We start from the raw sequence: 22286 nt of genomic DNA on the forward strand, positions 1-22286 counted from the left end.
TCTAGACTTATCATACGTCATATGTATGAGATTGAGAAGTGAGTAATCACTCATTTTTCTAAAAAAATAAAAAAGAGACATTCAAATGAATGCCCCTCTTGTAATGCCACATCGTTACTTCTTCGCCTTCGGTTCCATTTTATGATCTACCCATTTCTCGATGGAAGGGGTTAATTGATCCTTAATGGATACCACTAGCTTGTCTTTGGAAATACCTTTTGCTTGGGCAATTTCAGTTAACGACTTCCCTGCATGCAGTTGTGTGCGAAGCTCGTCTTTACTCATGCCGAGTGATTGTGCGAGTTTTTCAGTATCGGGTTTTAGACCGAATTTGTGTTTACCGTGACCCGCAGGGTGGTGAGCCAGCAAGTTCTTCTCGTTGAGGATGAACTTGAGATGTTCGCCAAGCTTTTGCTTCATGTGATCGCCTTGGTCAGCAGTTAGCTTGCCGTCTTTCACGGCTGTTTCGATCTTCGTTGTCCGCAGTTGTTGGAGTTTTGCTGTTAGATCAGCTTCCGAGATGCCTTTTTCGGCTGCGACTTCAACAATGCTTTTACCGCTCTTCAGCGATTTGAAGAGAACTTCTTTGTCTACACCAATAACAGTGGCTGATTCTTCAATAATCGGCCATTTCCGTTTATGATGTCCGCCTTGTCCCTTCTCATCAGCTTGTTGCCACCCTACGGTAGGCTGTTCGTCCAAATCAGGATTCTGCGCGAGGGCAGTTAGGCTTCCACCTAAGATGCAGGAGAGTGCGATCGAGCTGATGAGAAGCTTTCTAAGTTTCGTTGTTTCCAATGGTTTCGAGGCCTCCTTCCTGTGTGATTGGGAATTACAGGATTAGTCTGCGCAGGAAAGCCTCGTTTTAGTTGAAATCAACCTTAATTTAACATAAATTTTTCATGAAATTAGAGCGATGGCGTGTCTACGGCAAGCTTGTACAAAGGAAGCAGCTGCTGGAAGGTTTCCTCAATCAGTTGTTCCAATGCAGCAGGATTCGCTAATACAGGATCATTGAAGCTGAGATTGCGACCGATAAGCAGCTCCGCCTTTTTGACATCACGGAATCGGATAAGTGCGTCATTCCAACCCGTGGTGTCGAGGGAAGACACAGGTGTTGTATCTTTTTTCATATGGTCAAAAGAGATCAGGAAGTCTTTCGGGATTTCAGCCTGAATTTTTTTCAAATTGTTCATGTACGTTGTCGCAATGTTTCCTTTGTTCGGTAGTTCATAGATAAGGGCAAGCCAGATGAATACACGATCATCGAAAAGTCCAACTTGGAAATGGGGGACTTGCTTATAGCCACGTTTATAAGGGCAAATCGCCATCCAAGTGTCGACTGGCGGATTGATTGTACGTCGTAAATGTTTGGCAATATGTAGGTACATCTCAGTTCCAGATTGAACGGATAAGTCAGCAGCTAATTTGTCGCCTAACGCTTTGAATTTAGGTTGAATCCGTTCGCGAATGGCAGCCATACGCCCATCTAAGCCGTCAATAGCAAAGGTATCAAAATCATGTTGTGTAAATCCAGTAAAACTCATGGTATATGGTCCTCATTTCAATCCTATTTTTCAACTATTCTAAAGTAATTTTCTACTTCTCGCAATAAATCGCAAGTTTCTTCGATGTTTGCGTATAGGTCCTAAGATCGATATTGTCGAAATAAGCAGGGAAAATTAGACATTTGTCGAAAGTTATAGTTACAAGCACGGAAGGTACAGGAGGAAGAAATTTTATGAAGAAAATGCCGAAGTGGTCAAAAATAACAATCATCGGAACGTTGATGGGAACTTGCTTTGGGGCAGGTGTATACGCACAGGATGTGCTTCAGCGTGTCGATGCGTATCTGAGAAGTGATTATAAGGTTGTTGTGAATGGACAAGCCGTTCAGTTAGCGAATCCGCCATTAATCTATAATAATTCGAGTTATTTGCCAGTCAAAGAATTAGGCGGTCATTTGGGTGCTATTGTTAATTGGGAGGAAAGTACGAAAACAATCTTTATTAATCCACGTGTGAATGCCAATCAACCTGCGGAGGGAACGGCAACGAATTACCTGGACATTAAGCTGCAATTTCCCTATGCGCAATATATGGATTACCGTGGGGCTACCTATCCCATGCTAATAAATAATACAGATCAAGCGTATTACCGCTTAATTGATGTGGAGCGAATGGGGATCCGCACAGATGGCTTGCGTAAGGCGAAAGATAAATTTACTGGTCAACTGTACGTAAGTGAGGCCGAATTGAAAAATGTATGGGGGAACGAACCACCGCAAATCTCCTATACGAATTACGAAACCATCGTGATAACCGAAGAGAAGGATCCGCTCAAACTCGAGGAATTAAGGAAATATGTAAATGATTTTCAATACTTACCGATTAATGGCGTTATCATAGCTTCAAATCCGATCATCATCGATAAATTACCTGAAGAAAATACATATAGCTATTTGACCAATGATAATGGTCATTTCTATCGAACTAAACTTACCTTGACCCAATCAACAGGATGGAATAATAAAATTCTTTATTTCGTTGGAAGTTCTTCAAAAGAAGACATTGAGGCTGGGAAGTAAACGAGGATAGTTATAAAAAAGGCAGCTCCCGCAAATGAATGCAGAGGGGCTGCCTTTTCTTATCTGGAGAAGATTAGATTACAAAAGCGCTAGTGATAATAACCAACAAGATGAAAAGAACCAAGATTGCTGCAGAAGATCCATAACCGCCGCCACAACCAACTCCACCAACACCTGCTACGCCATAACCCATTTGATTCACCCTCTCTTTCTAAGACCTGTCATTGACTTTCGACATAGCATATGGAGCAGGGAGCCTTATGGCATGGGCTAAAAGAGGCAACTTGAATGATTGTGCTGGTGTCCCTAGTCAGGTGCGGATTTTACATGTATTTATGGTATAATAATGAGATGGACAAGGATTGAAAAGGAGAATGGTTAGAGGATGAAAGAGAATGAAATTGCAGAGTGGATGCTGAATGAATTGAAATCGGCAGGTATTTTGTATCAAAAAGATGCTGTTGACTATATTCTTAACAATTTTGGGGAATCCTTTATTTATGTGAACGAGAATGGTAATCAAGCCATTTCCAAAGAGGTTAAAAAAATCTTCAAGAAATTGCATGCTGGAAGAGCAGCCTGGGAGCGCGATGGATTTTTCTGGGGTTGGCATTAATTAATGAATTAATTATAGACTGGCCGATTCATGGACTGTAGCTGATGGCAAACAGGCATCGGCTTTTTTTGTACGCTTTCTTTTAAAAAAATATCCATAATCCAAGTTGCTAAAACATAGAATTCATAATAAGATAACTGTAAGAACACAAGTTGTCTGAATATTTAAATAAATGATTATGCACCAATTATGGAGGGGATTGCCGTGAGTAAGAGTCATGAAGTGGAGTATTGCAACCTAGAGTTACGATTTGATCGCCGGCTAATCCGGAACTTCATTAAAGCGCTCATTCAAGAAGGATACTCACTCTATTGGAATGAAAGTGAACTGCAGTTTATCATTTCTATTCGAACAGGCCGCAAGCTGATTAAGCTGAAATTTGAACGGATTGGCGAGAAGTATAAGATTGTTGGCAATTATTCATTTAAGGATGAGAAACTCGCTGAAATGATGGAGAAGCTGATCGGGGATACACGCGGTCATGCAGTAGTTAAAAGATTTAAGGATCGGCAAATTCTCATTGAGAATATTATGTTCGGAGAGATCATCCGCATGGTAGAGATTAGCGGAATTGAACATAAGGTGCTGTATCAGAAGGAGCCTGCTGTGACCGTAGAAGAAGTCATGCAAGCACTAAGATCGAAGAGGACGGATGAACGCATCCCTATTTTGCGAATGGAGCTTGATTATGAATTAGCTACGCTGCAAGATGCAATCGCGTCTGGGGATACCAAAGCCGCGATGGAAAGTAAAGCGAAATTGATCGAGCTGAGACAAGAAATGCTTCTATTGGAGATGTGAGAATGAATAGTGTGCTGGGATGAAAGAGAGCCTGTATGAACGTATACGGGACTCTCTTTTGTGTGTTTAGAGGGGGATATTCGAGATGAAATATACAAAAAATAAGTGAAAGACTCCTGGAGAAGGGAGTTTTTTTGCCCTATAAAAAGAGTATTGTTAACGTGTGCATAGATGTGATATGCTTCAGATAGAGGTGATGGCATGAGCGTAACGATTAAGGATATTGCGAAGCTCGCAGGTGTATCGCATACCACCGTTTCCAGAGCGCTGAACAACAGTCCGCTCATCCAAGAGGAGACCAAGGAGCGCATTCGCATCATCGCTAATCAACTGGATTACACGCCGAATTATAATGCGAAGAGCTTAGTTTTGGATCGCTCGTATAACTTGGGGCTATTTTTCACCACACTAAGCAATGGTACTTCCGCAGGATTCTTTTACGAAGCTATTCGTGGGGTTAACTCCGTGATAAGAGATCGCTATCAGCTGATCGTCAAGGGAATTGATGATTACACGAGCTTTCATTCCATTACGAAGAAAAGCTTCGACGGCATCATCATTGTTAGTCAAAGTGATGACGATCAACCGATTATTGAACACATTGCACAAAAGGGGATTCCCTTGGTTGTGCTGAATCGCCCTGTGGACACCGCTGGTGTACTGAATGTGTTGTCCGATGAGGAGCAAGGTGCTTTTCATGCAGGCGCTTACCTTGTGAAGCAAGGACATAAGAAAATTGCACTAATTGAAGGACGTAAAGGATTCAAATCCGCACAAAATCGGAAAGATGGTTTTGAACGAGCTATGGCTCATTACGGGATCTCGGTTCCAGCAGCCTATCGCTTGCCAGGATTGTATGATCTTGAAAGCGGTCATAAAGCGATGCAGCAGTTTCTGAGTCTGAATGAGAAGCCGACAGCTGTATTTTGCTGTAATGATGAGATGGCGTTAGGTGCCATTAAAGCTGTATTTGAAGCGGGTTTACAAGTCCCTAAAGACATATCCGTAGTTGGCTTTGACGATACGGTTTTCGCAGGGTATGTTACGCCGTCCTTGACGACTGTACGAAGACCCATTGAACAAATTAGCAAAGAAGGCGCATTGCGTCTCTTAGGTAATATAGAGAACAAATTGCATGCCACAGAGCAAGTGCTTTTGCGAACGGAACTGATTATTCGTGAGTCCGTGCAACCATTACAAGACTAAGAAAGTGGGAGAAGTCGATGAGTATTCTAAGAGAGCTGTTACAAGATATTCCGATTCCGCAAATGGTCAAGATTCGCCAGAAATTTGATCGCACAATTTTGGAGAATCCTTTGCAGGAACTTGCCGATAAGCTGGAAAGCAGTGGCGTTATGCCGAGCATCCTTCCCGGTCAACAAGTTGCAGTTGCTGTAGGAAGCAGAGGTATTGCCAATATCGCTGGTTTCACGAAAACAACTTTGGATGCGATTAAGGCTAGAGGCGCGCATCCATTCATCGTACCTTGTATGGGCAGTCACGGCGGAGCAACCGCAGAAGGTCAGACTGAGGTACTGCAGCACTTTGGGATAACGGAAGAAACAATGGGAGCACCAATTCGTTCTTCGATGGACGTCGTCAAAATCGATCAACTGCCGAACGGTTTGCCGGTTTACGTAGATCGCATTGCTTCAGAGGCAGATGCCATTGTCGTTATTAATCGTGTGAAGCCGCATACGGCATTCCGTGGACGTATTGAGAGCGGCATCATGAAGATGATCGCGATTGGTCTGGGTAAGCAGAAGGGCGCTGAAGCTTGTCATCAGCTAGGCTTTAAGTATATGGCTGAGAACGTGCCAGCGATGGCGAATCTCATGATTGAGAAGTTGCCGATCGTTTTCGGTGTTGCGCTCGTTGAGAATGCTTACGATGAAACATGTCAGGTCGAAGTCCTGCCAGCCGCGGAGATCGAGGCTCGCGAGGAAGTTTTACTTGTCGAAGCGAAGTCCCGCTTGCCCAAAATTCTATTTGATGAAATCGATGTCCTTGTTATTGATTATATCGGTAAAAACATCAGCGGTGATGGCATGGATCCAAACGTAACTGGGCGTTATCCTACACCGTATGCACATGGTGGCCCAGAGGTGTCGAAGATGGTAGTCCTTGATTTGACCCATGAAACAAAAGGGAATGCCAACGGCGTAGGTACAGCTGATTTTACGACGCAACGCCTTGTAGATAAAACAAACCTGGAGTTCACGTATGCCAATGGTTTGACTTCAACGGTATGTGCGCCTACGAAAATTGCAACGACATTAGAGAATGATTTCTACGCAATTAAAGCGGCTGTCAAAACGTGTAACATCTTAGATTACACGACCTGCAAACTTGTTCGCATTCAAGATACATTGCACCTAGGTGAAATTGAAATTTCAGTTAATCTCCTTGATGCTGCTCGTCAACATCCAGATATCGAGATTTTATCGGAGCCATTTGAGCTATCATTTGATGCAGAGGGGAATATTAGCCCATGACGGAAAGTCAGAAGCCATATATCATAGCAGCCGATATTGGAACAACGAGTACCAAAACGCTTGTCATCGATCGGGATGGGCGCGTTCTTGCCTCTCATTCCATCGAGTATCCGTTATTTACACCTGCATCTGATCGCGCAGAGCAGGATCCAGATCAAATATTTGATGCTGTGGTGCAAGGGATCGGCGCAGTCGTTCGCAAGCAAGGCGTCAAGCCTGATCAAGTACTTTGCGTGTCATTTAGTTCCGCAATGCATTCGCTAATTGCTGTTGATGAGCATAATAATCCACTTACGCAATGCATTACTTGGGCTGACAATCGCAGCAGTCAATATGCTGAGGAGTTGAAGCTCAGCGGACTCGGACAACAGATTTATGCGAGAACAGGTACACCAATTCACCCGATGTCGCCGCTTTTGAAGCTAAAGTGGTTTAGCCACTATGAACCAGAGCTTGTTCGAAACACACATAAATTTATCGGAATTAAAGAGTATGTGTTTGCGAAATTGTTTGGTGATTATCTCATCGACCATTCACTGGCAAGTGCTACTGGCTTATTCAATTTAGAGCAATTAGATTGGGATGCAGGTGCATTGGATTACGCAGGAGTAACGCCTAAGCAGTTATCCAAACTAGTTCCGACGACGCATCGCGTTGAAGGATTAAGCCAAGCGGATGCAGCAACAATGGGCTTGTCCACGGATACACCTTTTATTGTTGGTGCATCGGATGGTGTCCTTGCCAACCTTGGCGTGGGCGCGTTTGAGCCTGGCGTAGTCGCTGTTACGATCGGTACGAGCGGTGCTGTTCGGAGTGTTGTTAGTAAACCTCAAACAGATCCTGAAGGGAAATTATTCTGTTACGCATTAACCGAAAATTTCTGGGTCGTGGGTGGTCCCATTAATAACGGGGGTATTGTCTTCCGCTGGGTAAGAGATCAGATTGCGACAGCAGAAGCAGAGGAAGCACGCCGAATGGGCATGGATCCTTACGACCATTTGACAGCACTTGCTGCCGAGGTCGGAGCCGGCTCCGATGGGTTACTCTTCTTGCCGTTACTGTCGGGTGAACGAGCTCCTTATTGGAATGCCAATGCACGCGGTGTGTATTTCGGTCTTTCACTCAGCCACCAGAAGAAGCATATGATTCGTGCAGCCCTTGAGGGTGTCATGTTTTCCATTCAAGCCGTTGCCACTTCGTTGGAACGGATGATGGGACCTGCTACGGTGATTCGCGCTTCTGGCGGTTTCGCTCGTTCAGAGTTTTGGCGTCAGATGATGACCGATATGCTTGGGACCGCCGTTACCGTTCCGGACTCTATTGAGAGTTCAGGAATCGGTGCTGCCTTACTAGGTCTACTAGCGATGGGCGAAATTGAAGATTTATCACATGCACACAAATGGATTCGTGTAGGCAAGGCTCACGAGGTGAATGAAAACGATTATCGCATATATCAACAATTGACATCTATTTATACGAGCGTATATCATCAGTTAAAAGATCAATTCGACGCGATCACCGCTTTTCAAAGTCAGCACCTACGGAGTCCTCAACTATAATTTATTAGAGACAAATCACTAGTATTCGAGAGGATGACGACAATGAACTTATTCGATCTTTCTGGGAAAACAGCAGTAATTATTGGCGGTAATAGTACACTTGGTGGTTCCATGGCTCTTGCTCTAGCTGGACATGGTGCTAAAGTCGCGATCGTCGGGCGCAATCAAGAGAAATGCGAAGAGGTTCGTGAGAGTATTGCAGCAATTGGCGGAGAAGCGAAGTCGTTTCAAGCGGATGCAACTAAACGTGAGGATGTAGAGCAAGTTCTCCAAGATGTTGTTGCTTGGTCGGGCAGTGCGGATATTCTTATGAATTGTCCAGGTAAAAATAGTGCGACGCCTTTCTTTGACATTTCCATGGAAGAATGGGATTCTATTATGGAGGTCAATTTGAAAAGTGTCGTGATAGCCTGCCAAGTGTTCGGGAAATACATGGTTGAACGAGGTGAAGGCGGAAGCATTATCAATATTTCATCCGTTTCCTCGGATCCACCACTTTCCCGTGTGTTCACTTACTCCGCTTCCAAAGCAGCTGTGAATAACATCACACAGAACCTAGCTCGTGAGTTTGCTCCAAGTCGCGTGCGCGTGAATGCTATTATTCCTGGCTTTTTCCCAGCAGAGCAGAATCGTAAGATTTTGTCGCCTGAGCGTATCGAATCCATTATGCGTCATACGCCAATGAATCGATTTGGTGAAGCTGCAGAGCTTCAAGGTGCTGCGGTGTACCTGGCTTCAGAGAAAGCTTCAAGCTTTGTGACAGGAACAGTTTTGAGAGTAGACGGCGGTTTTGGCGCGATGACGATTTAAACATTTATATATCGGAAGGGTGTATGAGAGACATGTCTAAGCAACAAATAGGTGTAGTAGGTTTAGCAGTTATGGGGAAAAACTTAGCATTAAACATTGAAAGCAGAGGCTTTACGGTATCCGTATTCAACCGTTCTGCTGAGAAAACGAAGGAGCTTCTTCAAGAAGCACCAGGGAAACAACTAGTTGGTACATACACGGTCGAAGAATTTGTTCAATCCCTTGAAGTGCCGCGCAAGATTTTGATCATGGTCAAAGCTGGCGGACCTACAGACGACACAATTAACCAATTGCTTCCGCATTTGGATAAAGGCGATATCTTGATCGATGGCGGAAATGCTTTCTTCCCTGACACACAACGTCGTAACAAAGAGCTTGAAGCTCATGGCATTCGTTTCGTTGGAACAGGTGTTTCAGGCGGTGAAGAAGGCGCACTTAAAGGACCTGCGATCATGCCAGGTGGACAAGAAGACGCTTATAAATTGGTAGAACCTATTCTAACAGCAATTTCTGCTAAAGTTGGCGAAGATGCTTGCTGTACGTATATCGGACCAGATGGTGCAGGTCACTATGTGAAAATGGTGCACAACGGCATCGAGTACGGAGATATGCAGTTGATTTGTGAAGCTTACCAATTGCTGAAAGATGTACTTAACGTTAGCACAGAAGAACTTCATGAGATTTTCACAGAGTGGAACAATGGGGAGCTAGATAGCTACCTAATCGAAATCACGCGTGATATCTTTACGAAATACGATGCTGAAACAGGCAAACCAATGGTTGACGTGATTCTAGATTCCGCTGGTCAAAAGGGAACAGGAAAATGGACCAGTCAAAGTGCTCTGGACCTTGGCGTGCCGCTTTCCATCATCACAGAATCCGTATTCTCCCGTTTCATCTCCGCGATGAAGGAAGAGCGCGTAGCAGCAAGCAAAGTACTCAAAGGACCTGATGCTCCAGCATTTACAGGCGATCGCAAAGCGTTTATCGAGGCTGTTCGTCAAGCTCTTTACGCCAGCAAAATTTGTTCTTACGCTCAAGGCTTTGCTCAAATGAGAGCAGCTTCCGAAGAATATAAATGGGATTTGAAATACGGCAGCATCGCTATGATCTTCCGTGGCGGTTGTATTATCCGTGCTCGTTTCCTTCAAAATATCAAGGATGCGTATGATCGCAATCCTGAATTGAAAAACCTATTGTTGGATTCTTACTTCACAGACGTAGTGGATAACTACCAAGGTTCATGGAGAAAAGTGGTAGCAGAGGCGGTTACTCGCGGTATCGCAGTTCCTTCCTTCGCATCTGCACTTGCTTACTATGACAGCTACCGCACAGAAAGATTGCCGGCTAACCTGTTGCAAGCGCAACGTGACTACTTCGGTGCTCATACGTTCCAACGTGTGGACAAAGAAGGATCTTTCCACTTCAACTGGATGGGTAACGAGTAGTCGTTAAGCCTCTTCTTGTAAGCCGTAGGCAGCTTCTCGAAGCCACATCTTCAATCGGTCAGCGTCTTGATCGAAGCCATTGCGGCGGTGGATGAGCATGAGAGAAACCTCGGCGAAATAACGGAAATTTCTTAATAATCGTGGTTGAGTAAGACCTTGCACAAGCGGGTCTTCTTCAGCCACTTTTTTCTTAATAAATTCTAGAATCCAGACGACATCCTCTTTGCATAACGTATAGCTTGGGTGCAAAATCTGCTCTAGTTTGCGCTGTGTGCGATTCGTAAAGGCAATCGTGTGGTTCGTGTTCAGAACAGTTGGGTTCAAAGCTCCATCTCTCCTTATCGGCGTGGTCTCTCTCCAATCTTAACTGTTTGTGCTAGAATTTATTCACACTACTATATGATTTTTAGATGGATTGTATTCATGCTGAAAGAGCTATGGTATGATGTTGGGAAAGTTTGTATGACTAGCTCATGGGAAAAGGGGATTAGTGTGACAGTTAGAAATATTGTACTTGTTGGATTCATGGGGACAGGGAAATCAACGGTAGGTAGGAAGCTAGCAGAGCGTTTAGGATGGAGTTTTTGTGATTCTGACACTGTGTTAGAAGAAATTCAACAGACCAGTATTCCTGAATTATTTCGCAATCATGGCGAAGCTCATTTTCGTGCTTTAGAGACAGAGACGTTGGCACGGATTTTAGATAGTGAAGGGCAAGTTGTAGCAACTGGTGGAGGGGCTGTATTAGCGGCATCCAATAGAGATTGCATGCTTCAGCATGGCTTTGTCGTTGCCTTGGAAGCAACAGCAGCAACGATTATAGAGCGAGTTAGTGCAGATACGAATCGCCCTTTGCTGCAAGGTAATTTGGAGGAACGTGTACACACACTTATGGAACAAAGAAAACATGCCTATGATTTTGCGCATGCGTCCATTAATACAACAGAACTATCAGAGGATGAAATTGTTGATCTGATCATTCAACATGCCGGTCGCCATTAAAAGGAGAAGACAAGCTCTACAGCTTAGTCTTCCCATTCCAACATGCCGCCGGACATGTTCTTAAGTCCTTTATAGCCATTGGCTTCTAAATATCCAAGTGCGCGTCCGCTGCGATTTCCACTGCGACATACGAGAATGACTTCATCTGCTTGTGGAATCTCGCTAAGGCGCTCTGGTAATTGGGCTAATGGAATATGTATAGCGCCTTGAATCATACCTTCTGCTACTTCTTCATCTTCGCGAACGTCGATAAGTATTAAATGTACACCTTGTGCAAGTCTTGCTTTGACTTCGGATGGTAGAATCGTATCCATGATGCGCCTCCATGTTCGTATTTACGGAAGAAATCTCCCTACTTAGTATGATAGAAATTTAACGCCGAGATGTCAAACGAAGCGTTACTTTATCTAGCTTTTTCGCGAGCAGCCTGTAAGGGGAGAAGGTTTCCAAGTTACATTTCGTATGATACACTGTCAATAAATATTTGATCTCTATCATCCTGCTGAAGCGTGTTTTCTTTGCATTCATTCTGCTGGATATACATATAAAACTACTTGCGAAGGAGTTAACAAACGACATGAAAGCCATCGTAAAACCAACTTCCCATCTCCAAGGGGAAATTAATGCATTATCCTCCAAAAACTATACTACACGCTACTTGCTTATCGGTGCACTCGCGAATGGGACAAGCACAATTTATTACCCAGCTCATAGTGAAGACAGTGATGCGATGAGACGCTGCGTACGTGATTTGGGAGCGATTATAGAAGAAGATGATGAGAAAATTGTCATCACAGGCTTTGGTAAGAACCCTAAGCATGTGTCTGAATTGAATGTTGGTAATGCTGGAGCTGTGCTTCGCTTTTTGATGTCTACCGCTGCTTTTTGTCCGGAAGTAACATTCGTAAATACGTATCCGGAATCGTTGGGGAAACGTCCTCATGATGATTTAATCGATACTTTGCAACAAATGGGTATAGAAGTACTACATAATAACGGTCGTTTGCCGATAACTATTAAAGGGGGACAACCTCGCGGTGGCAAAATCACTGTTTCTGGAAATGTGAGTTCACAGTTTTTGAGCTCCCTCTTGTTCATGACGCCGTTACTTGAAGAAGATACTGAAATTGAAGTTTTGCATGATTTGAAGTCCAAAATTATTGTGGGTCAAACGCTTGAAGTTTTGGCGCAAGCAGGTATTGTCGTACATGCAAGTGAAGATTTGATGCACTATCGTATACCCGGCAGACAATCCTATGAAGCCAAAGAATACGTCATCCAAGGTGACTACCCAGGCTCTGCAGCGATTCTTGCTGCTGCTGCAGTGACAAACTCGGATGTTCGTGTGCTTCGTCTAGAAGAGAATAGCAAGCAAGGCGAGAAAGCGTGTGTCGATGTTCTGAAGGCTATGGGCGTAGATCTAACACACGACAATGGCGTTGTACATGTTCGTGGAAATCAGCGCCTAGTTGCTGGAGAATTCGATGGCGATCATTTCACAGATGCAGTTCTTGCTATGGTTGCTGCGGCTGTGTTTGCAGAAGGTACATCGCGGTTCTACAATGTTGAGAACTTGCGGTATAAAGAGTGTGATCGTATCACAGATTACTTGAATGAGCTCCGTAAAGCTGGAGCTGATGTAGAAGAACGTCAGAGTGAAATTATTGTTCATGGGAAGCCACAAGGTGTTGAAGGCGGCGTGGAAATTAATGCGCATTTCGATCACCGGGTCATCATGGCATTAACGGTGGTAGGTCTTCGCTCTGAGAAGGGATTAACGATTCGGGATGCCCACCACGTGGCTAAGTCGTACCCACAATACTTCGATCACTTGCGCTCGATTGGCGCACAGGTTGAGCTTGTGAGTGAGTCCTAGAATCTCAATTACAATGAATGGGTGAGTCAGCATGAGGATTATTTGGCAAGGATTGAAGGTGACGTTTGGATTATTTCTCGTAGCTGGTCTTACATTTGCAAGCAGTGTATTTGCTGTCCTGCTCTATGCGAAGGCAACCGGGAAAGAACCAGCCTTATTCGCGTCTGGCCCAGTAGTCTTAGCAGTTGATAAGCCCGCCGCTACGGTTAAGGCCACTGTGAAGCCATCACCGTCGCCCGCTGTTGAACAAGCGAAATCAGCGATGCTGGATGTTCCTATCCTTGGTCAGCTGCCAGAGCTGCCGGCTGGTTGTGAGATCACCAGCCTCACGATGCTGCTACAGTTCTATGGCGTGAACAAAACGAAGATGGAGTTAGTCGCCGAAATGCCAAGGGATTCCACGCCAGCCACACTGGATGCCAATGGTAACATCACGTATTGGGGCAATCCCAATAGCGGCTTCGTTGGTGATGTAACCCGCAAGAAGAGAGGTTTCGGCATTTATGCTGCAGGATTGTTCCCTCTTTTGAAAACGTATATCCCTCAAGCTATAAATATAACGGGGGAACCTTTTGAGCTATACGAGCAGCAAGTGGCGCATGGTATTCCGGTTATTGTCTGGACGACGATTGATTACAATCTACCGTACAAATGGGTCACTTGGGATACCCCGATCGGTCCACTAAAGACGACATACTCGGAGCACGCTGTTGTTCTTGTTGGATTCGATGAGTCCAATGTATACTTGAATGATCCATTGAATGGTAAGAAGCAAATACAAGTAAACAAAGCCCAGTTTGTGGAGACATGGTCTGCCATGGGTAAACAAGGTCTAACTTACTTGAATAAATAGGAGAGTGTTGGATATGACATTTGAGAATCCGTCCAGGGAACACATCAAAGAAATACTTGCTAATGCAGGGAACATTGCTGTAGTTGGCTTATCGGATAAACCAGATCGCACGTCCTATATGGTAGCAGCAGCTATGCAAAGCCGCGGCTATCGGATTATCCCCGTCAATCCGAATGCTGAAGAAATTCTTGGTGAAAAATGTTACGCCTCTTTATCTGACATCCCAGAACCTGTGGATATCGTAAATGTGTTCCGTCGTGCCGAAACAGTCGTGCCTGTGGCCGAAGAAGCTGTTAAGATTGGCGCAAAAGTATTTTGGCTGCAATTAGAAATCATAAACGAAGAAGCTGCACGTATTGCTAGTGAGGCAGGCTTAGAAGTCATAATGGATCGTTGTATCAAAGTGGAAGATGCCATTTTGAATCCACGTAACAATTAAGGCAAGCTTTATAAACCAAATAAACCGCTAATTGATACGCCTGAGAAGGCAATCGATTAGCGGTTTTCTTATCAATGGAAATTAAGCTTTCAGAACGTCGTGATCAACATAACGAGCGCCATTAAGCTCACTGATGACGTTGATAGCGACTTTAGCGCCGTCACCTGCCGTAATAATGGTATGCATGCTGACACCAGCTGTCGTTCCCGCTGCCCATACACCTTTTAGGCTTGTGTTCCCTTGTGCATCGCAATCAACGATGGATTTGATACGAGGTTCTGTTCCGGCTTTTGTAGTGATTCCTGCTGCTTCAGCTAGCTCAACGGATAAGCCAGTTGCTAGAATGACATGTTTCCCTGCATAAGTGCCGTTTTCCGTGGAGACTTGGAAACCATCATCGCTTTTAACAAGCTGCGTTGCTTGTCCAGTGACGAATTCGGTTCCAAATTTAGCGGCTTGCTTTTTACCGATTTCAACTAAATCAGGTCCGGCAATGGCCTCTACACCATAGTGATTCTCGATCCATGCACGCTTCGTAACGCTTTGCTCATTGTCGATCACGAGCGTCTTCTTGCCAGCCTTTGAAGTGAAAAGTGCGGCACTTGCACCAGTAGGTCCAGCTCCAATAATAATAACATCGTAAGACATAAGTGTGTTTCCTCCTTGGATCTTGAAATAGGGTACAGGTAAAGTATGACAGCTTTCAGGGGACATAGTCAACTTTTGCGTTTACTATGTTGAAAAAGCTAGTAGGAACCCATGATTTGCTTATTTTTTTTGACAAAAGGACGAACAAGCTTTACGATTTGATAAGAGAATCTTATGATTAAGAGGGAGATACTCTTTTGAATTTATTCATGGAAGATGCTTGCGAAGTCAGTTTTCTGACGAAAACTTTTAGGAGGTTAGCATTCGTTTGAACTGGATGGGGAACTTACAACAGCTTGGCCGCTCCTTAATGCTGCCTACCATTGCGCTTCCTATTGCTGCTGTGCTGCTTTGTCTAGGGGATTTACCTTGGGATGTCATACATGCTTCAAGTTTTGGGGATATGCTGTCATTGGCTGGAAATACAATCTTTGATTATATACCTATTATCTTCGCTGTGGGTGTGGCATTGGGCTTAACAGAAAGTGCCGGAATTGCTGGTCTATCTGCGATGCTAGGGTATTTTATGTTTACCCGACTTATCGAGCATGGGCTGGGTACGCAGTTTCAATTAGGCGTTTCTGGCGGGATCTTGATCGGCTTACTGGCCGCAATCATCTATCATCGCTGCAAAGAAATTAAGCTTCCAGAGTACATACAATTTTTCGGTGGACCCCGTATGGTTCCGCTCGTTATGGGACTCGCAACGCTCATCGTCTCTTATATAATGATCGGGATTGGACCTTATTTAGAGACATTAATGGGTAAAATATCAAGTGGATTACTGGGGTTAGGCGGCTTTGGTGCTTTTATTTATGGCATTGCGCATCGTCTGTTGGTGCCCTCTGGTTTGCATCATATTTTAAATAACTTTTTTTGGTTTCAGGTGGGTGCTTATGAAACGCCGAATGGCCAATATGCCTACGGTGATTTACCGCGATATTTTGCAGGTGATCCGACGGCAGGCATGTATATGGCAGGTTTGTATCCGATCATGATGTTTGCCTTGCCTGCCATTGCATTCGCGATCATCGGAGAAGCTAGGGAGGATTTGAAGCCGAAAATCAAGGCTACATTCCTAACAGCTGCGTTGGCTTCCTTCTTAACGGGTGTAACAGAGCCGATCGAATTTGCCTTTCTTTTTGTGGCTCCATATTTATTTGTTATCCATGCCATCCTTTCGGGGGTTGCTATGTGGATTGCCTATGAGTTGAATATCCACCACGGGTTTTCTTATTCAGCTGGGGCGATTGACTACATTATTAATCTGCATTTGTCTACGAATGGCTTATTGTTGATTCCGATTGGGCTAGTGTACGGTTTACTTTATTATTTCTTATTTCGATGGGCGATACAGAAGTTCCGTATACCTACACCCGGCAGGGAAGAAGGTTCTTCTTTAGAAGAGTGGGCAGGAGACATTCCTTATCGTTCTCCGTTAATTTTGCAGGCACTTGGTGGGAAAGACAATATTAAGAAGATTGAGGCCTGTATTACCCGATTGCGACTGACACTTGTCAATGATCGTCTGATGGACATCACGGCATTACGACACTTAGGAGCAGCAGGCGTCATACGTCTTGGAGGAGGCAATGTTCAAGTCGTGTTTGGAACATTTTCAGAGCTTATACGTGAAGAAATTATGAAAGTACTGCGCAAAGATATTCATGTCGTCTTGTTTACTTCCCCTATGCAGGGACGTATGATCCCGATTGAAGAAGTACCAGATCGCATCTTTGCCTCGCGACTAGTCGGAAATGGTGTTGCTTTTATTCCTGAAAAAGGAGAGTTGGTTTCTCCGGTTGCAGGTACCATCATGCATATTTACCCGACGATGCATGCGCTAGGTATTTTGACGGAAGAAGGACTGGAAGTTCTGCTGCATATCGGTATCGATACATCCAGCTTGCCTGGTAAGTGCTTTAATGCGGTGGTGAAGGAAGGCGATCGTGTGGAAGCAGGGCAACTGTTGGTCAAATTCAATTATAACAAAGTGAAGAAATTCGCTTCTTCCTTGGCCACACCGATGATTATTACGAATCCAGATATTGTGAAATCGTGGAGCTTTGCTCCGTTTAAACCAGTTAAGAAAGGCCAAGGCTCTGTTATGTCCGTAGTCCTTAAGCCAACTAAATCCGAGGGGGGGACAAACGGATGATTAGAGGTGTAGGTGCGTCTTCGGGAATCGCGATGGGGCAGGCTTTTGTAATTCCTACGTGGGAATGGGATTTTCCAGAGAAAATGATTGATGTGACGGATTTAGCTTATGAATTCGAGCGATTATACGATGGGATTCGCCATTCCAAGGATGAGTTAGAGCTAATCAAGCAAGAGATCAAAGAGGTTGTTGGGCAAGAACAAGCCTATATTTTTGATGCGCATTTGGCGATCTTGGAAGATCCTATTTTTATGAATGAGATTCAAGGGATTATTGAATTGCAGTACAAAGCCGCAGAAGTTGCGGTGAAAGAAGTCATCGATAAATTCGTAGGTATGTTTAATCTGATTGATGATGAATACATGAAAGAACGTGCACTGGATATTAAAGATGTAGGTAATCGTCTGCTGAAGCATTTATTAGGAGATACGAGCACAACAGTGCCGCCAATTGATCATCCCTACATTTTAGTTGCGAAGGAGCTTACACCTTCCCAGCTTGCGCACCTGGATCCAACGAATGTATTAGGACTTCTGACTATTCTAGGTGGCACGCATTCGCATGTTTCCATCATGGCGAGAGCCATGTCTGTTCCTTATGTACTAGGGCTAGAAGGGAAGCTGCTTCGTCCTATTCAAAATGGTGACTTTCTAATTATTGATGGGCAAGAAGGGACTTTGTACATTAATCCGGATAAGCTCACCATCGAGCGTTATCAGGCCAGGAAGAAAAACTGGCTGGATTTCAAAGAAAGTTTGCAAGAAATTGCGGATGTGGCTCCGCTGACATTGGATAAAAGCTTAGTTCATTTACATGCGAATATTAATTCGGTCATGGAAATTGATCAAGTGCTGCGAAATGGTGCTTCCGGTGTAGGGCTGTTCCGAACAGAATACCTATACATGGATCGGGATTCGTTGCCTAGTGAAGATGAACAATTTGAAGTCTATCGTCACGCCGCGATGTCACTGAAAGGTCGTCCTATTGTAATTCGAACACTGGATATTGGCGGCGATAAGAAGCTTGACTACATGCCGCTTGCCAAAGAGGATAATCCATTCCTGGGCTATCGGGCGATTCGAATCTCGCTGGATCGAACAGATCTCTTCATGACGCAGCTAAGAGCGATCTTACGAGCTAGTTATTATGGCAATGTGAAGATCATGTATCCGATGGTGACGTCCATTGAAGAGGTGCGTCAAGCGAAAGCGCACTTAGAAAGAGCAAAGTTGGAATTAAGTTCGCTTGGTGTGCCTTTTAATCCTAATATTGAGGTTGGTCTTACAATTGAAGTGCCTGCTGCTGCGATTATTGCGGATGTGCTTGCAAGTGAAGTGAATTTCATGAGTATCGGTACGAATGATTTAGTTCAATATGTTTTGGCAGTCGATCGAATGAACGAGAATATCGCGCACTTATATAATCCTTATCATCCGGCCGTTATTCGATTACTCAAATCAGTGATCGATGCAGGCAAACGTGTTGGCATTCCTGTAGGCGTGTGCGGAGAAATGGCAGGAGATATTCGAGCGTTGCCGATTTGGCTAGGTCTTGGTATTGAAGAGCTCAGCATATCCGTCCAGACGCTCTTACAGGTTAAGCACCGCTTGCTTTCCAGTGATGCCGCGACATGTAAAGCATTAGTGGATCGCATTTTAGTATGCAAAACCAGTGACGAAATCTTAGAGCTACTTGCTCAAACCGAACAAATCGAACAAACCGAATCTATTGTAGGAGGTAATTAGTATGGAACTAGCGGGCCTGAAGGTGCTTGCGTTTGTAGATGAAGAATTTGAAGATTTAGAAATGTGGTACCCGGTCTATCGTTTGCGCGAAGCAGGAGCCATTGTAGATATCGTTGGTCCAAAAGCCAAAACGGTATACCACGGGAAATATGGTGTGCCAATTACGACGGATTATGCTTTCGATGAAGTGAAATCTTCCGATTACATCGGACTTTACGTACCAGGCGGTTGGGCGCCTGATAAACTTCGTCGGTATGCGGATGTACTTCGATTGACACAGGAGTTTCACGCGGATGTGAAGCCTATTGCGCAAATTTGTCATGCAGGCTGGGTATTAATTTCAGCGAAAATCGTGAATGGCTATACAATGACGTCAACACCAGGAATTCGCGATGATATTGAAAATGCCAGCGCAACATGGGTCGATGAAGAAGTGGTTGTTGATCGCAATATCATTTCTGGGCGTAGACCACCAGATCTTCCAGCGTTTTCTAAACGTTTCGTAGAAGAAGTTATCGCTTACAGTAAACAACAAGCAAAGTAAGACTCCGTTTCCAAAGGTGGCAAAAACTACTATGCGATATTCAGAAGGAAATCTGAAGGCATCGTAGAATAACTTAGTACAAGCAACTAATGTACATGCCGCCTGTCAGTGAAGGAGTGTTAGAATGCAAAAGTATTGTAAGTGCGGACGCACGATGAACCTTCGTCTGCGCACGGTTATTTATCAAAGTAAAGTAGATATTGAGAATGTTCCTATCTATTCCTGTGAGGCCTGTGGACGGAGTGAGGTTGTGCCTCATGTTAAACCTGAACTGACCGGTCTGATCGGCAGATTGGGAAGTAAACCAGAAAAGCAACAATTCTTCTTTCATGAAGTATCGGAGATTGCCTTTCTGCTATTGAAGGTAACAGAAAAAGAGCGTATGAATGATTCGATGGAGAAAATTGTTGAGGAACGAATTAATGAGCTATTGGACATCCTGTTGCTAGCTCAATCGCTAGGCGACGAACCTTGGGCTGATGAAATTCGTAAACGGTTATCACAAATCACTCAAAGCGCAATTTCTACTTAAAAAATGGCGGCCAATCTCGATTCGAGGTTGGCTTTTATTCTATTTGTGTCTCTTTTGAAAATAAAATGAAATTTTTTTCAAAGCATTTTCATTTTGCATTGCAAGATGGATTAATTTGTCGTATCATAACGATAATATACTAGGTTCGCAGAATACTTTGTGGAGTGGAGAGAGCAACCGTGACCGTAACCATTTATGATGTAGCGAGAGAAGCAGGCGTTTCCATGGCAACCGTTTCTCGGGTCGTCAACAATAACCCCAACGTGAAGCCGCAAACCCGTAAGAAGGTTTTTGAAGCCATTGAACGATTAGGTTACCGCCCAAATGCGGTAGCAAGAGGTCTAGCAAGCAAGAAGACAACAACTGTCGGTGTAGTAATTCCCGATATCTCCAATTCCATTTTTGCTGAAGTAGCGCGTGGTATTGAGGATATTGCGAATATGTACCATTACAATATTATTTTGTGTAATGCGGACAAGAAGAAAGAGAAAGAAATTCGTGTTATCAATACGTTGCTCGAAAAACAAGTAGACGGACTGCTCTTCATGGGCGGTGTTGTTACGGAAGAGCATATTCAAGCTTTCCGCACTTCGTCTGTACCAGTTGTACTATGTGGAACGAAGGACGAGAACCAAGCGATGGCTTCCGTTGATATCGATCATGAGGCGGCAGCATTTGATGCTGTGAACGTGCTGATTGAAGCAGGACATCGTGACATTGCTATGATTTCAGGAACGCTGCAGGATCCTGCGAATGGTTTCGCTAGATATCAAGGCTATAAGCGTGCACTTGAAACGGCTGGCATCCCATTGCGAGATGAGTATGTACGCATTGGTAATTATCGATATGAGTCAAGCGTGGATGCGGTGAACTACTTCCTGGAACTTTCGCCAAAACCTTCCGCGATTTTCTCGGCAACAGATGAAATGGCCATTGGTGCCATACATACCATTCAAGATAATGGTCTTCGTGTTCCTGAAGATATTGCCGTAATCAGTGTGGATAACATCCGTATGGCATCCATGGTAAGACCGACATTGACGACGGTAGCTCAACCGATGTATGATATCGGAGCTGTGTCGATGCGTCTTTTGACCAAATTGATGAATAAAGAATCAACAGATAATATGCAAGTTATTTTGCCGCATGAAATTATTAACCGTCATTCGGTTAAAGCTTAAATGAAAAATGAACCTCTAATCGTGTGCTTCCACTCTGGAAGCAGCGCGGTAGAGGTTTTCTCATGTAGAAGAGAGAGAGGATACACATATGACTTGGAATAAAATCGCCCTAATTGGCGCAATGAATGAAGAAATTGAGCTGCTCGTTGCTCACATGACAGATATCAAAGAAACGGTGAAAGCCGGCATTACGTTCCGTGAAGGTTCTTATTTTGGCAAAAATGTCGTCGTATGTCGCACAGGTGTGGGTAAAGTAAATGCTGCGGTTACTACGCAAATCCTGATTGACCAGTTTGGTGTTGAGGCGGTGATTTTTACTGGCGTAGCTGGTGCGCTTGATCCTGACTTGCAAATCGGAGATCTTGTTATTTCGACCGAATGCGTTCAGCATGATATGGACGTAACAGCACTTGGATTTCCACGTGGTGTCATTCCTTATGCAGAGAATTCCGTATATGCAGCTGATCGCAGGCTAGTAGATCTTGCTGTTGCATCTGGCGAGAAATTGTTTGCAGGCAAAGTGAAGCTAGGAAGAGTGCTTTCCGGTGATCAATTCATTGCAAGCAGAGATGTTGTTGCTAGCCTCTATCAAGAATTGAATGGGGTTTGTGTCGAGATGGAAGGTTCATCCGTTGCTCAAGTATGTGCCATGAACAGCATTCCATATGTCGTATTACGCTCCATGTCTGATAAAGCGGATGGCTCTGCACATGTGAATTTCGCGGAATTTACGGTGATTGCCTCGGAGAATTCGTATAAAATGGTTGAAGATATGGTAAAGCAGCTGTAAGTTCCCGTAAGTGAAAAAAGCTCAGAGCAACGCCGAATGGCGGGTTCTGAGCTTTTTTTCAAGCATTTCGATAGGAGCAGAGAACTGCAAACATACATCTTTTTCAAAGAGATTAGAGCGATTATCGAAGAATTACTGCGAAAATACATCCTTTTTTACCGAAATCCCTTAAAAAGGATAAATGCGGTGGAACAAGATGCAT

Annotated in this window: 24 protein-coding genes; 18 read left to right on the top strand and 6 right to left on the bottom strand. The window is 44.2% G+C overall.

The features are described 5' to 3' along the window. Positions 1-114: 114 nt before the first annotated feature. Complete coding sequence (locus AC58QT_RS02125; RefSeq protein ID WP_497407505.1) at positions 115-798, bottom strand: hypothetical protein; 684 nt, start codon at positions 796-798, stop codon at positions 115-117. A 110-nt stretch (positions 799-908) separates the two neighbouring features. Further along, entirely contained in the window at positions 909-1547 is a 639-nt protein-coding gene (locus AC58QT_RS02130; protein WP_497407506.1) for a YktB family protein, read from the bottom strand. Between the two features lie 194 nt (positions 1548-1741). Here AC58QT_RS02130 and AC58QT_RS02135 point away from each other — a divergent pair, with 194 nt between their 5' ends. Then, the gene (locus tag AC58QT_RS02135; RefSeq protein WP_397340616.1) at positions 1742-2587 is read left to right on the top strand and encodes a stalk domain-containing protein; all 846 of its coding nucleotides are present in this window, start codon (positions 1742-1744) and stop codon (positions 2585-2587) included. A gap of 73 nt (positions 2588-2660) precedes the next feature. Here the strand turns inward: AC58QT_RS02135 and AC58QT_RS02140 are convergent, their stop codons facing one another. Continuing rightward, positions 2661-2780, bottom strand: coding sequence for a YjcZ family sporulation protein (locus tag AC58QT_RS02140; protein WP_082595333.1), 120 nt, complete (start codon positions 2778-2780; stop codon positions 2661-2663). Positions 2781-2972: 192 nt separating this feature from the next. Between AC58QT_RS02140 and AC58QT_RS02145 the strand changes: the two genes are divergently transcribed. The 7 genes from AC58QT_RS02145 to gnd all read left to right on the top strand — a co-directional run bounded on the left by AC58QT_RS02145 (position 2973) and on the right by gnd (position 10316). Continuing rightward, entirely contained in the window at positions 2973-3203 is a 231-nt protein-coding gene (locus tag AC58QT_RS02145) for a DUF6953 family protein (RefSeq protein WP_497407507.1), read from the top strand. A gap of 204 nt (positions 3204-3407) precedes the next feature. After that, positions 3408-4004, top strand: a complete 597-nt coding sequence (locus tag AC58QT_RS02150) for a YkzI domain-containing protein (RefSeq protein ID WP_310227172.1) — start codon at positions 3408-3410, stop codon at positions 4002-4004. Between the two features lie 201 nt (positions 4005-4205). After that, a complete protein-coding gene (locus AC58QT_RS02155) occupies positions 4206-5210 on the top strand; it encodes a LacI family DNA-binding transcriptional regulator (protein ID WP_497407508.1) in 1005 nt (334 codons plus the stop codon). A 17-nt stretch (positions 5211-5227) separates the two neighbouring features. Then, positions 5228-6499 (top strand): nickel pincer cofactor-dependent isomerase, group 22, encoded by a 1272-nt coding sequence (locus tag AC58QT_RS02160; RefSeq protein ID WP_497407509.1) that lies wholly within the window; start codon positions 5228-5230, stop codon positions 6497-6499. After that, positions 6496-8058, top strand: a complete 1563-nt coding sequence (gene gntK, locus AC58QT_RS02165) for a gluconokinase (RefSeq protein WP_497407510.1) — start codon at positions 6496-6498, stop codon at positions 8056-8058. Before AC58QT_RS02160 ends, gntK begins: the two co-directional genes overlap by 4 nt. A gap of 42 nt (positions 8059-8100) precedes the next feature. Next, positions 8101-8868: an SDR family oxidoreductase gene (locus AC58QT_RS02170; RefSeq protein ID WP_310227179.1), complete on the top strand. Its 768-nt coding sequence runs from the start codon at positions 8101-8103 to the stop codon at positions 8866-8868. A gap of 32 nt (positions 8869-8900) precedes the next feature. Further along, entirely contained in the window at positions 8901-10316 is a 1416-nt protein-coding gene (gnd, locus tag AC58QT_RS02175; RefSeq protein ID WP_310227181.1) for an NADP-dependent phosphogluconate dehydrogenase, read from the top strand. Between the two features lie 3 nt (positions 10317-10319). Here gnd and AC58QT_RS02180 read toward each other — a convergent pair whose 3' ends face one another. Next, positions 10320-10640, bottom strand: coding sequence for a hypothetical protein (locus AC58QT_RS02180; RefSeq protein WP_497286532.1), 321 nt, complete (start codon positions 10638-10640; stop codon positions 10320-10322). Positions 10641-10739: 99 nt separating this feature from the next. Between AC58QT_RS02180 and AC58QT_RS02185 the strand changes: the two genes are divergently transcribed. Beyond that, a complete protein-coding gene (locus tag AC58QT_RS02185; protein ID WP_497407511.1) occupies positions 10740-11318 on the top strand; it encodes a shikimate kinase in 579 nt (192 codons plus the stop codon). 23 nt (positions 11319-11341) lie between these two features. On the opposite strand, the gene AC58QT_RS02190 is transcribed toward AC58QT_RS02185, so the two are convergent. Continuing rightward, complete coding sequence (locus tag AC58QT_RS02190; protein WP_497407512.1) at positions 11342-11632, bottom strand: rhodanese-like domain-containing protein; 291 nt, start codon at positions 11630-11632, stop codon at positions 11342-11344. A 263-nt stretch (positions 11633-11895) separates the two neighbouring features. Here AC58QT_RS02190 and aroA point away from each other — a divergent pair, with 263 nt between their 5' ends. Genes aroA through AC58QT_RS02205 form a run of 3 tightly spaced genes read left to right on the top strand, consistent with a single transcriptional unit; the run spans position 11896 to position 14486 of the window. Continuing rightward, positions 11896-13194 carry a 3-phosphoshikimate 1-carboxyvinyltransferase gene (gene aroA / locus AC58QT_RS02195; protein ID WP_497407513.1) on the top strand — a complete coding sequence of 433 codons (1299 nt, stop codon included), beginning with the start codon at positions 11896-11898 and terminating at the stop codon, positions 13192-13194. Positions 13195-13225: 31 nt separating this feature from the next. Next, a complete protein-coding gene (locus AC58QT_RS02200) occupies positions 13226-14047 on the top strand; it encodes a C39 family peptidase (RefSeq protein WP_497407514.1) in 822 nt (273 codons plus the stop codon). A 13-nt stretch (positions 14048-14060) separates the two neighbouring features. Beyond that, a complete protein-coding gene (locus AC58QT_RS02205; RefSeq protein WP_310227193.1) occupies positions 14061-14486 on the top strand; it encodes a CoA-binding protein in 426 nt (141 codons plus the stop codon). An 81-nt stretch (positions 14487-14567) separates the two neighbouring features. On the opposite strand, the gene AC58QT_RS02210 is transcribed toward AC58QT_RS02205, so the two are convergent. Further along, positions 14568-15134 carry an NAD(P)/FAD-dependent oxidoreductase gene (locus AC58QT_RS02210; protein ID WP_310227194.1) on the bottom strand — a complete coding sequence of 189 codons (567 nt, stop codon included), beginning with the start codon at positions 15132-15134 and terminating at the stop codon, positions 14568-14570. Between the two features lie 268 nt (positions 15135-15402). On the opposite strand from AC58QT_RS02210, the gene AC58QT_RS02215 reads away from it, so the two are divergent. From AC58QT_RS02215 to AC58QT_RS02240, 6 genes are all read left to right on the top strand, one after another. After that, positions 15403-17292: a glucose PTS transporter subunit IIA gene (locus AC58QT_RS02215; RefSeq protein WP_497407515.1), complete on the top strand. Its 1890-nt coding sequence runs from the start codon at positions 15403-15405 to the stop codon at positions 17290-17292. Then, positions 17289-19037, top strand: a complete 1749-nt coding sequence (gene ptsP / locus AC58QT_RS02220) for a phosphoenolpyruvate--protein phosphotransferase (RefSeq protein ID WP_497407516.1) — start codon at positions 17289-17291, stop codon at positions 19035-19037. The genes AC58QT_RS02215 and ptsP overlap by 4 nt, the downstream gene beginning before the upstream one ends. Before the next feature lies 1 nt (position 19038). Beyond that, positions 19039-19581 (top strand): type 1 glutamine amidotransferase domain-containing protein, encoded by a 543-nt coding sequence (locus AC58QT_RS02225; RefSeq protein ID WP_497407517.1) that lies wholly within the window; start codon positions 19039-19041, stop codon positions 19579-19581. 124 nt (positions 19582-19705) lie between these two features. Next, on the top strand, positions 19706-20113 hold the full coding sequence (locus AC58QT_RS02230; RefSeq protein WP_310227202.1) for a hypothetical protein: 408 nt from the start codon (positions 19706-19708) through the stop codon (positions 20111-20113). A gap of 179 nt (positions 20114-20292) precedes the next feature. After that, entirely contained in the window at positions 20293-21294 is a 1002-nt protein-coding gene (gene ccpA, locus AC58QT_RS02235; protein ID WP_310227204.1) for a catabolite control protein A, read from the top strand. 88 nt (positions 21295-21382) lie between these two features. Further along, positions 21383-22084 (top strand): 5'-methylthioadenosine/adenosylhomocysteine nucleosidase, encoded by a 702-nt coding sequence (locus AC58QT_RS02240; RefSeq protein ID WP_497407518.1) that lies wholly within the window; start codon positions 21383-21385, stop codon positions 22082-22084. The last annotated feature ends 202 nt before the right edge of the window (positions 22085-22286 follow it).

It is taken from the genome of Paenibacillus sp. J31R109 (genome assembly GCF_059692055.1).

What these genes read in the sequence shown, in the direction of transcription:
- AC58QT_RS02130 (WP_497407506.1), bottom strand. Translation starts at nt 1,547, where the DNA reads ATGAGTTTTACTGGATTTACACAACATGATTTTGATACCTTTGCTATT.
- AC58QT_RS02135 (WP_397340616.1), top strand. Translation starts at nt 1,742, where the DNA reads ATGAAGAAAATGCCGAAGTGGTCAAAAATAACAATCATCGGAACGTTG.
- AC58QT_RS02140 (WP_082595333.1), bottom strand. Translation starts at nt 2,780, where the DNA reads ATGGGTTATGGCGTAGCAGGTGTTGGTGGAGTTGGTTGTGGCGGCGGT.
- AC58QT_RS02145 (WP_497407507.1), top strand. Translation starts at nt 2,973, where the DNA reads ATGAAAGAGAATGAAATTGCAGAGTGGATGCTGAATGAATTGAAATCG.
- AC58QT_RS02155 (WP_497407508.1), top strand. Translation starts at nt 4,206, where the DNA reads ATGAGCGTAACGATTAAGGATATTGCGAAGCTCGCAGGTGTATCGCAT.
- AC58QT_RS02160 (WP_497407509.1), top strand. Translation starts at nt 5,228, where the DNA reads ATGAGTATTCTAAGAGAGCTGTTACAAGATATTCCGATTCCGCAAATG.
- gntK (WP_497407510.1), top strand. Translation starts at nt 6,496, where the DNA reads ATGACGGAAAGTCAGAAGCCATATATCATAGCAGCCGATATTGGAACA.
- AC58QT_RS02170 (WP_310227179.1), top strand. Translation starts at nt 8,101, where the DNA reads ATGAACTTATTCGATCTTTCTGGGAAAACAGCAGTAATTATTGGCGGT.
- gnd (WP_310227181.1), top strand. Translation starts at nt 8,901, where the DNA reads ATGTCTAAGCAACAAATAGGTGTAGTAGGTTTAGCAGTTATGGGGAAA.
- AC58QT_RS02185 (WP_497407511.1), top strand. Translation starts at nt 10,740, where the DNA reads ATGCTGAAAGAGCTATGGTATGATGTTGGGAAAGTTTGTATGACTAGC.
- AC58QT_RS02190 (WP_497407512.1), bottom strand. Translation starts at nt 11,632, where the DNA reads ATGGATACGATTCTACCATCCGAAGTCAAAGCAAGACTTGCACAAGGT.
- aroA (WP_497407513.1), top strand. Translation starts at nt 11,896, where the DNA reads ATGAAAGCCATCGTAAAACCAACTTCCCATCTCCAAGGGGAAATTAAT.
- AC58QT_RS02200 (WP_497407514.1), top strand. Translation starts at nt 13,226, where the DNA reads ATGAGGATTATTTGGCAAGGATTGAAGGTGACGTTTGGATTATTTCTC.
- AC58QT_RS02205 (WP_310227193.1), top strand. Translation starts at nt 14,061, where the DNA reads ATGACATTTGAGAATCCGTCCAGGGAACACATCAAAGAAATACTTGCT.
- AC58QT_RS02210 (WP_310227194.1), bottom strand. Translation starts at nt 15,134, where the DNA reads ATGTCTTACGATGTTATTATTATTGGAGCTGGACCTACTGGTGCAAGT.
- ptsP (WP_497407516.1), top strand. Translation starts at nt 17,289, where the DNA reads ATGATTAGAGGTGTAGGTGCGTCTTCGGGAATCGCGATGGGGCAGGCT.
- AC58QT_RS02225 (WP_497407517.1), top strand. Translation starts at nt 19,039, where the DNA reads ATGGAACTAGCGGGCCTGAAGGTGCTTGCGTTTGTAGATGAAGAATTT.
- AC58QT_RS02230 (WP_310227202.1), top strand. Translation starts at nt 19,706, where the DNA reads ATGCAAAAGTATTGTAAGTGCGGACGCACGATGAACCTTCGTCTGCGC.
- AC58QT_RS02240 (WP_497407518.1), top strand. Translation starts at nt 21,383, where the DNA reads ATGACTTGGAATAAAATCGCCCTAATTGGCGCAATGAATGAAGAAATT.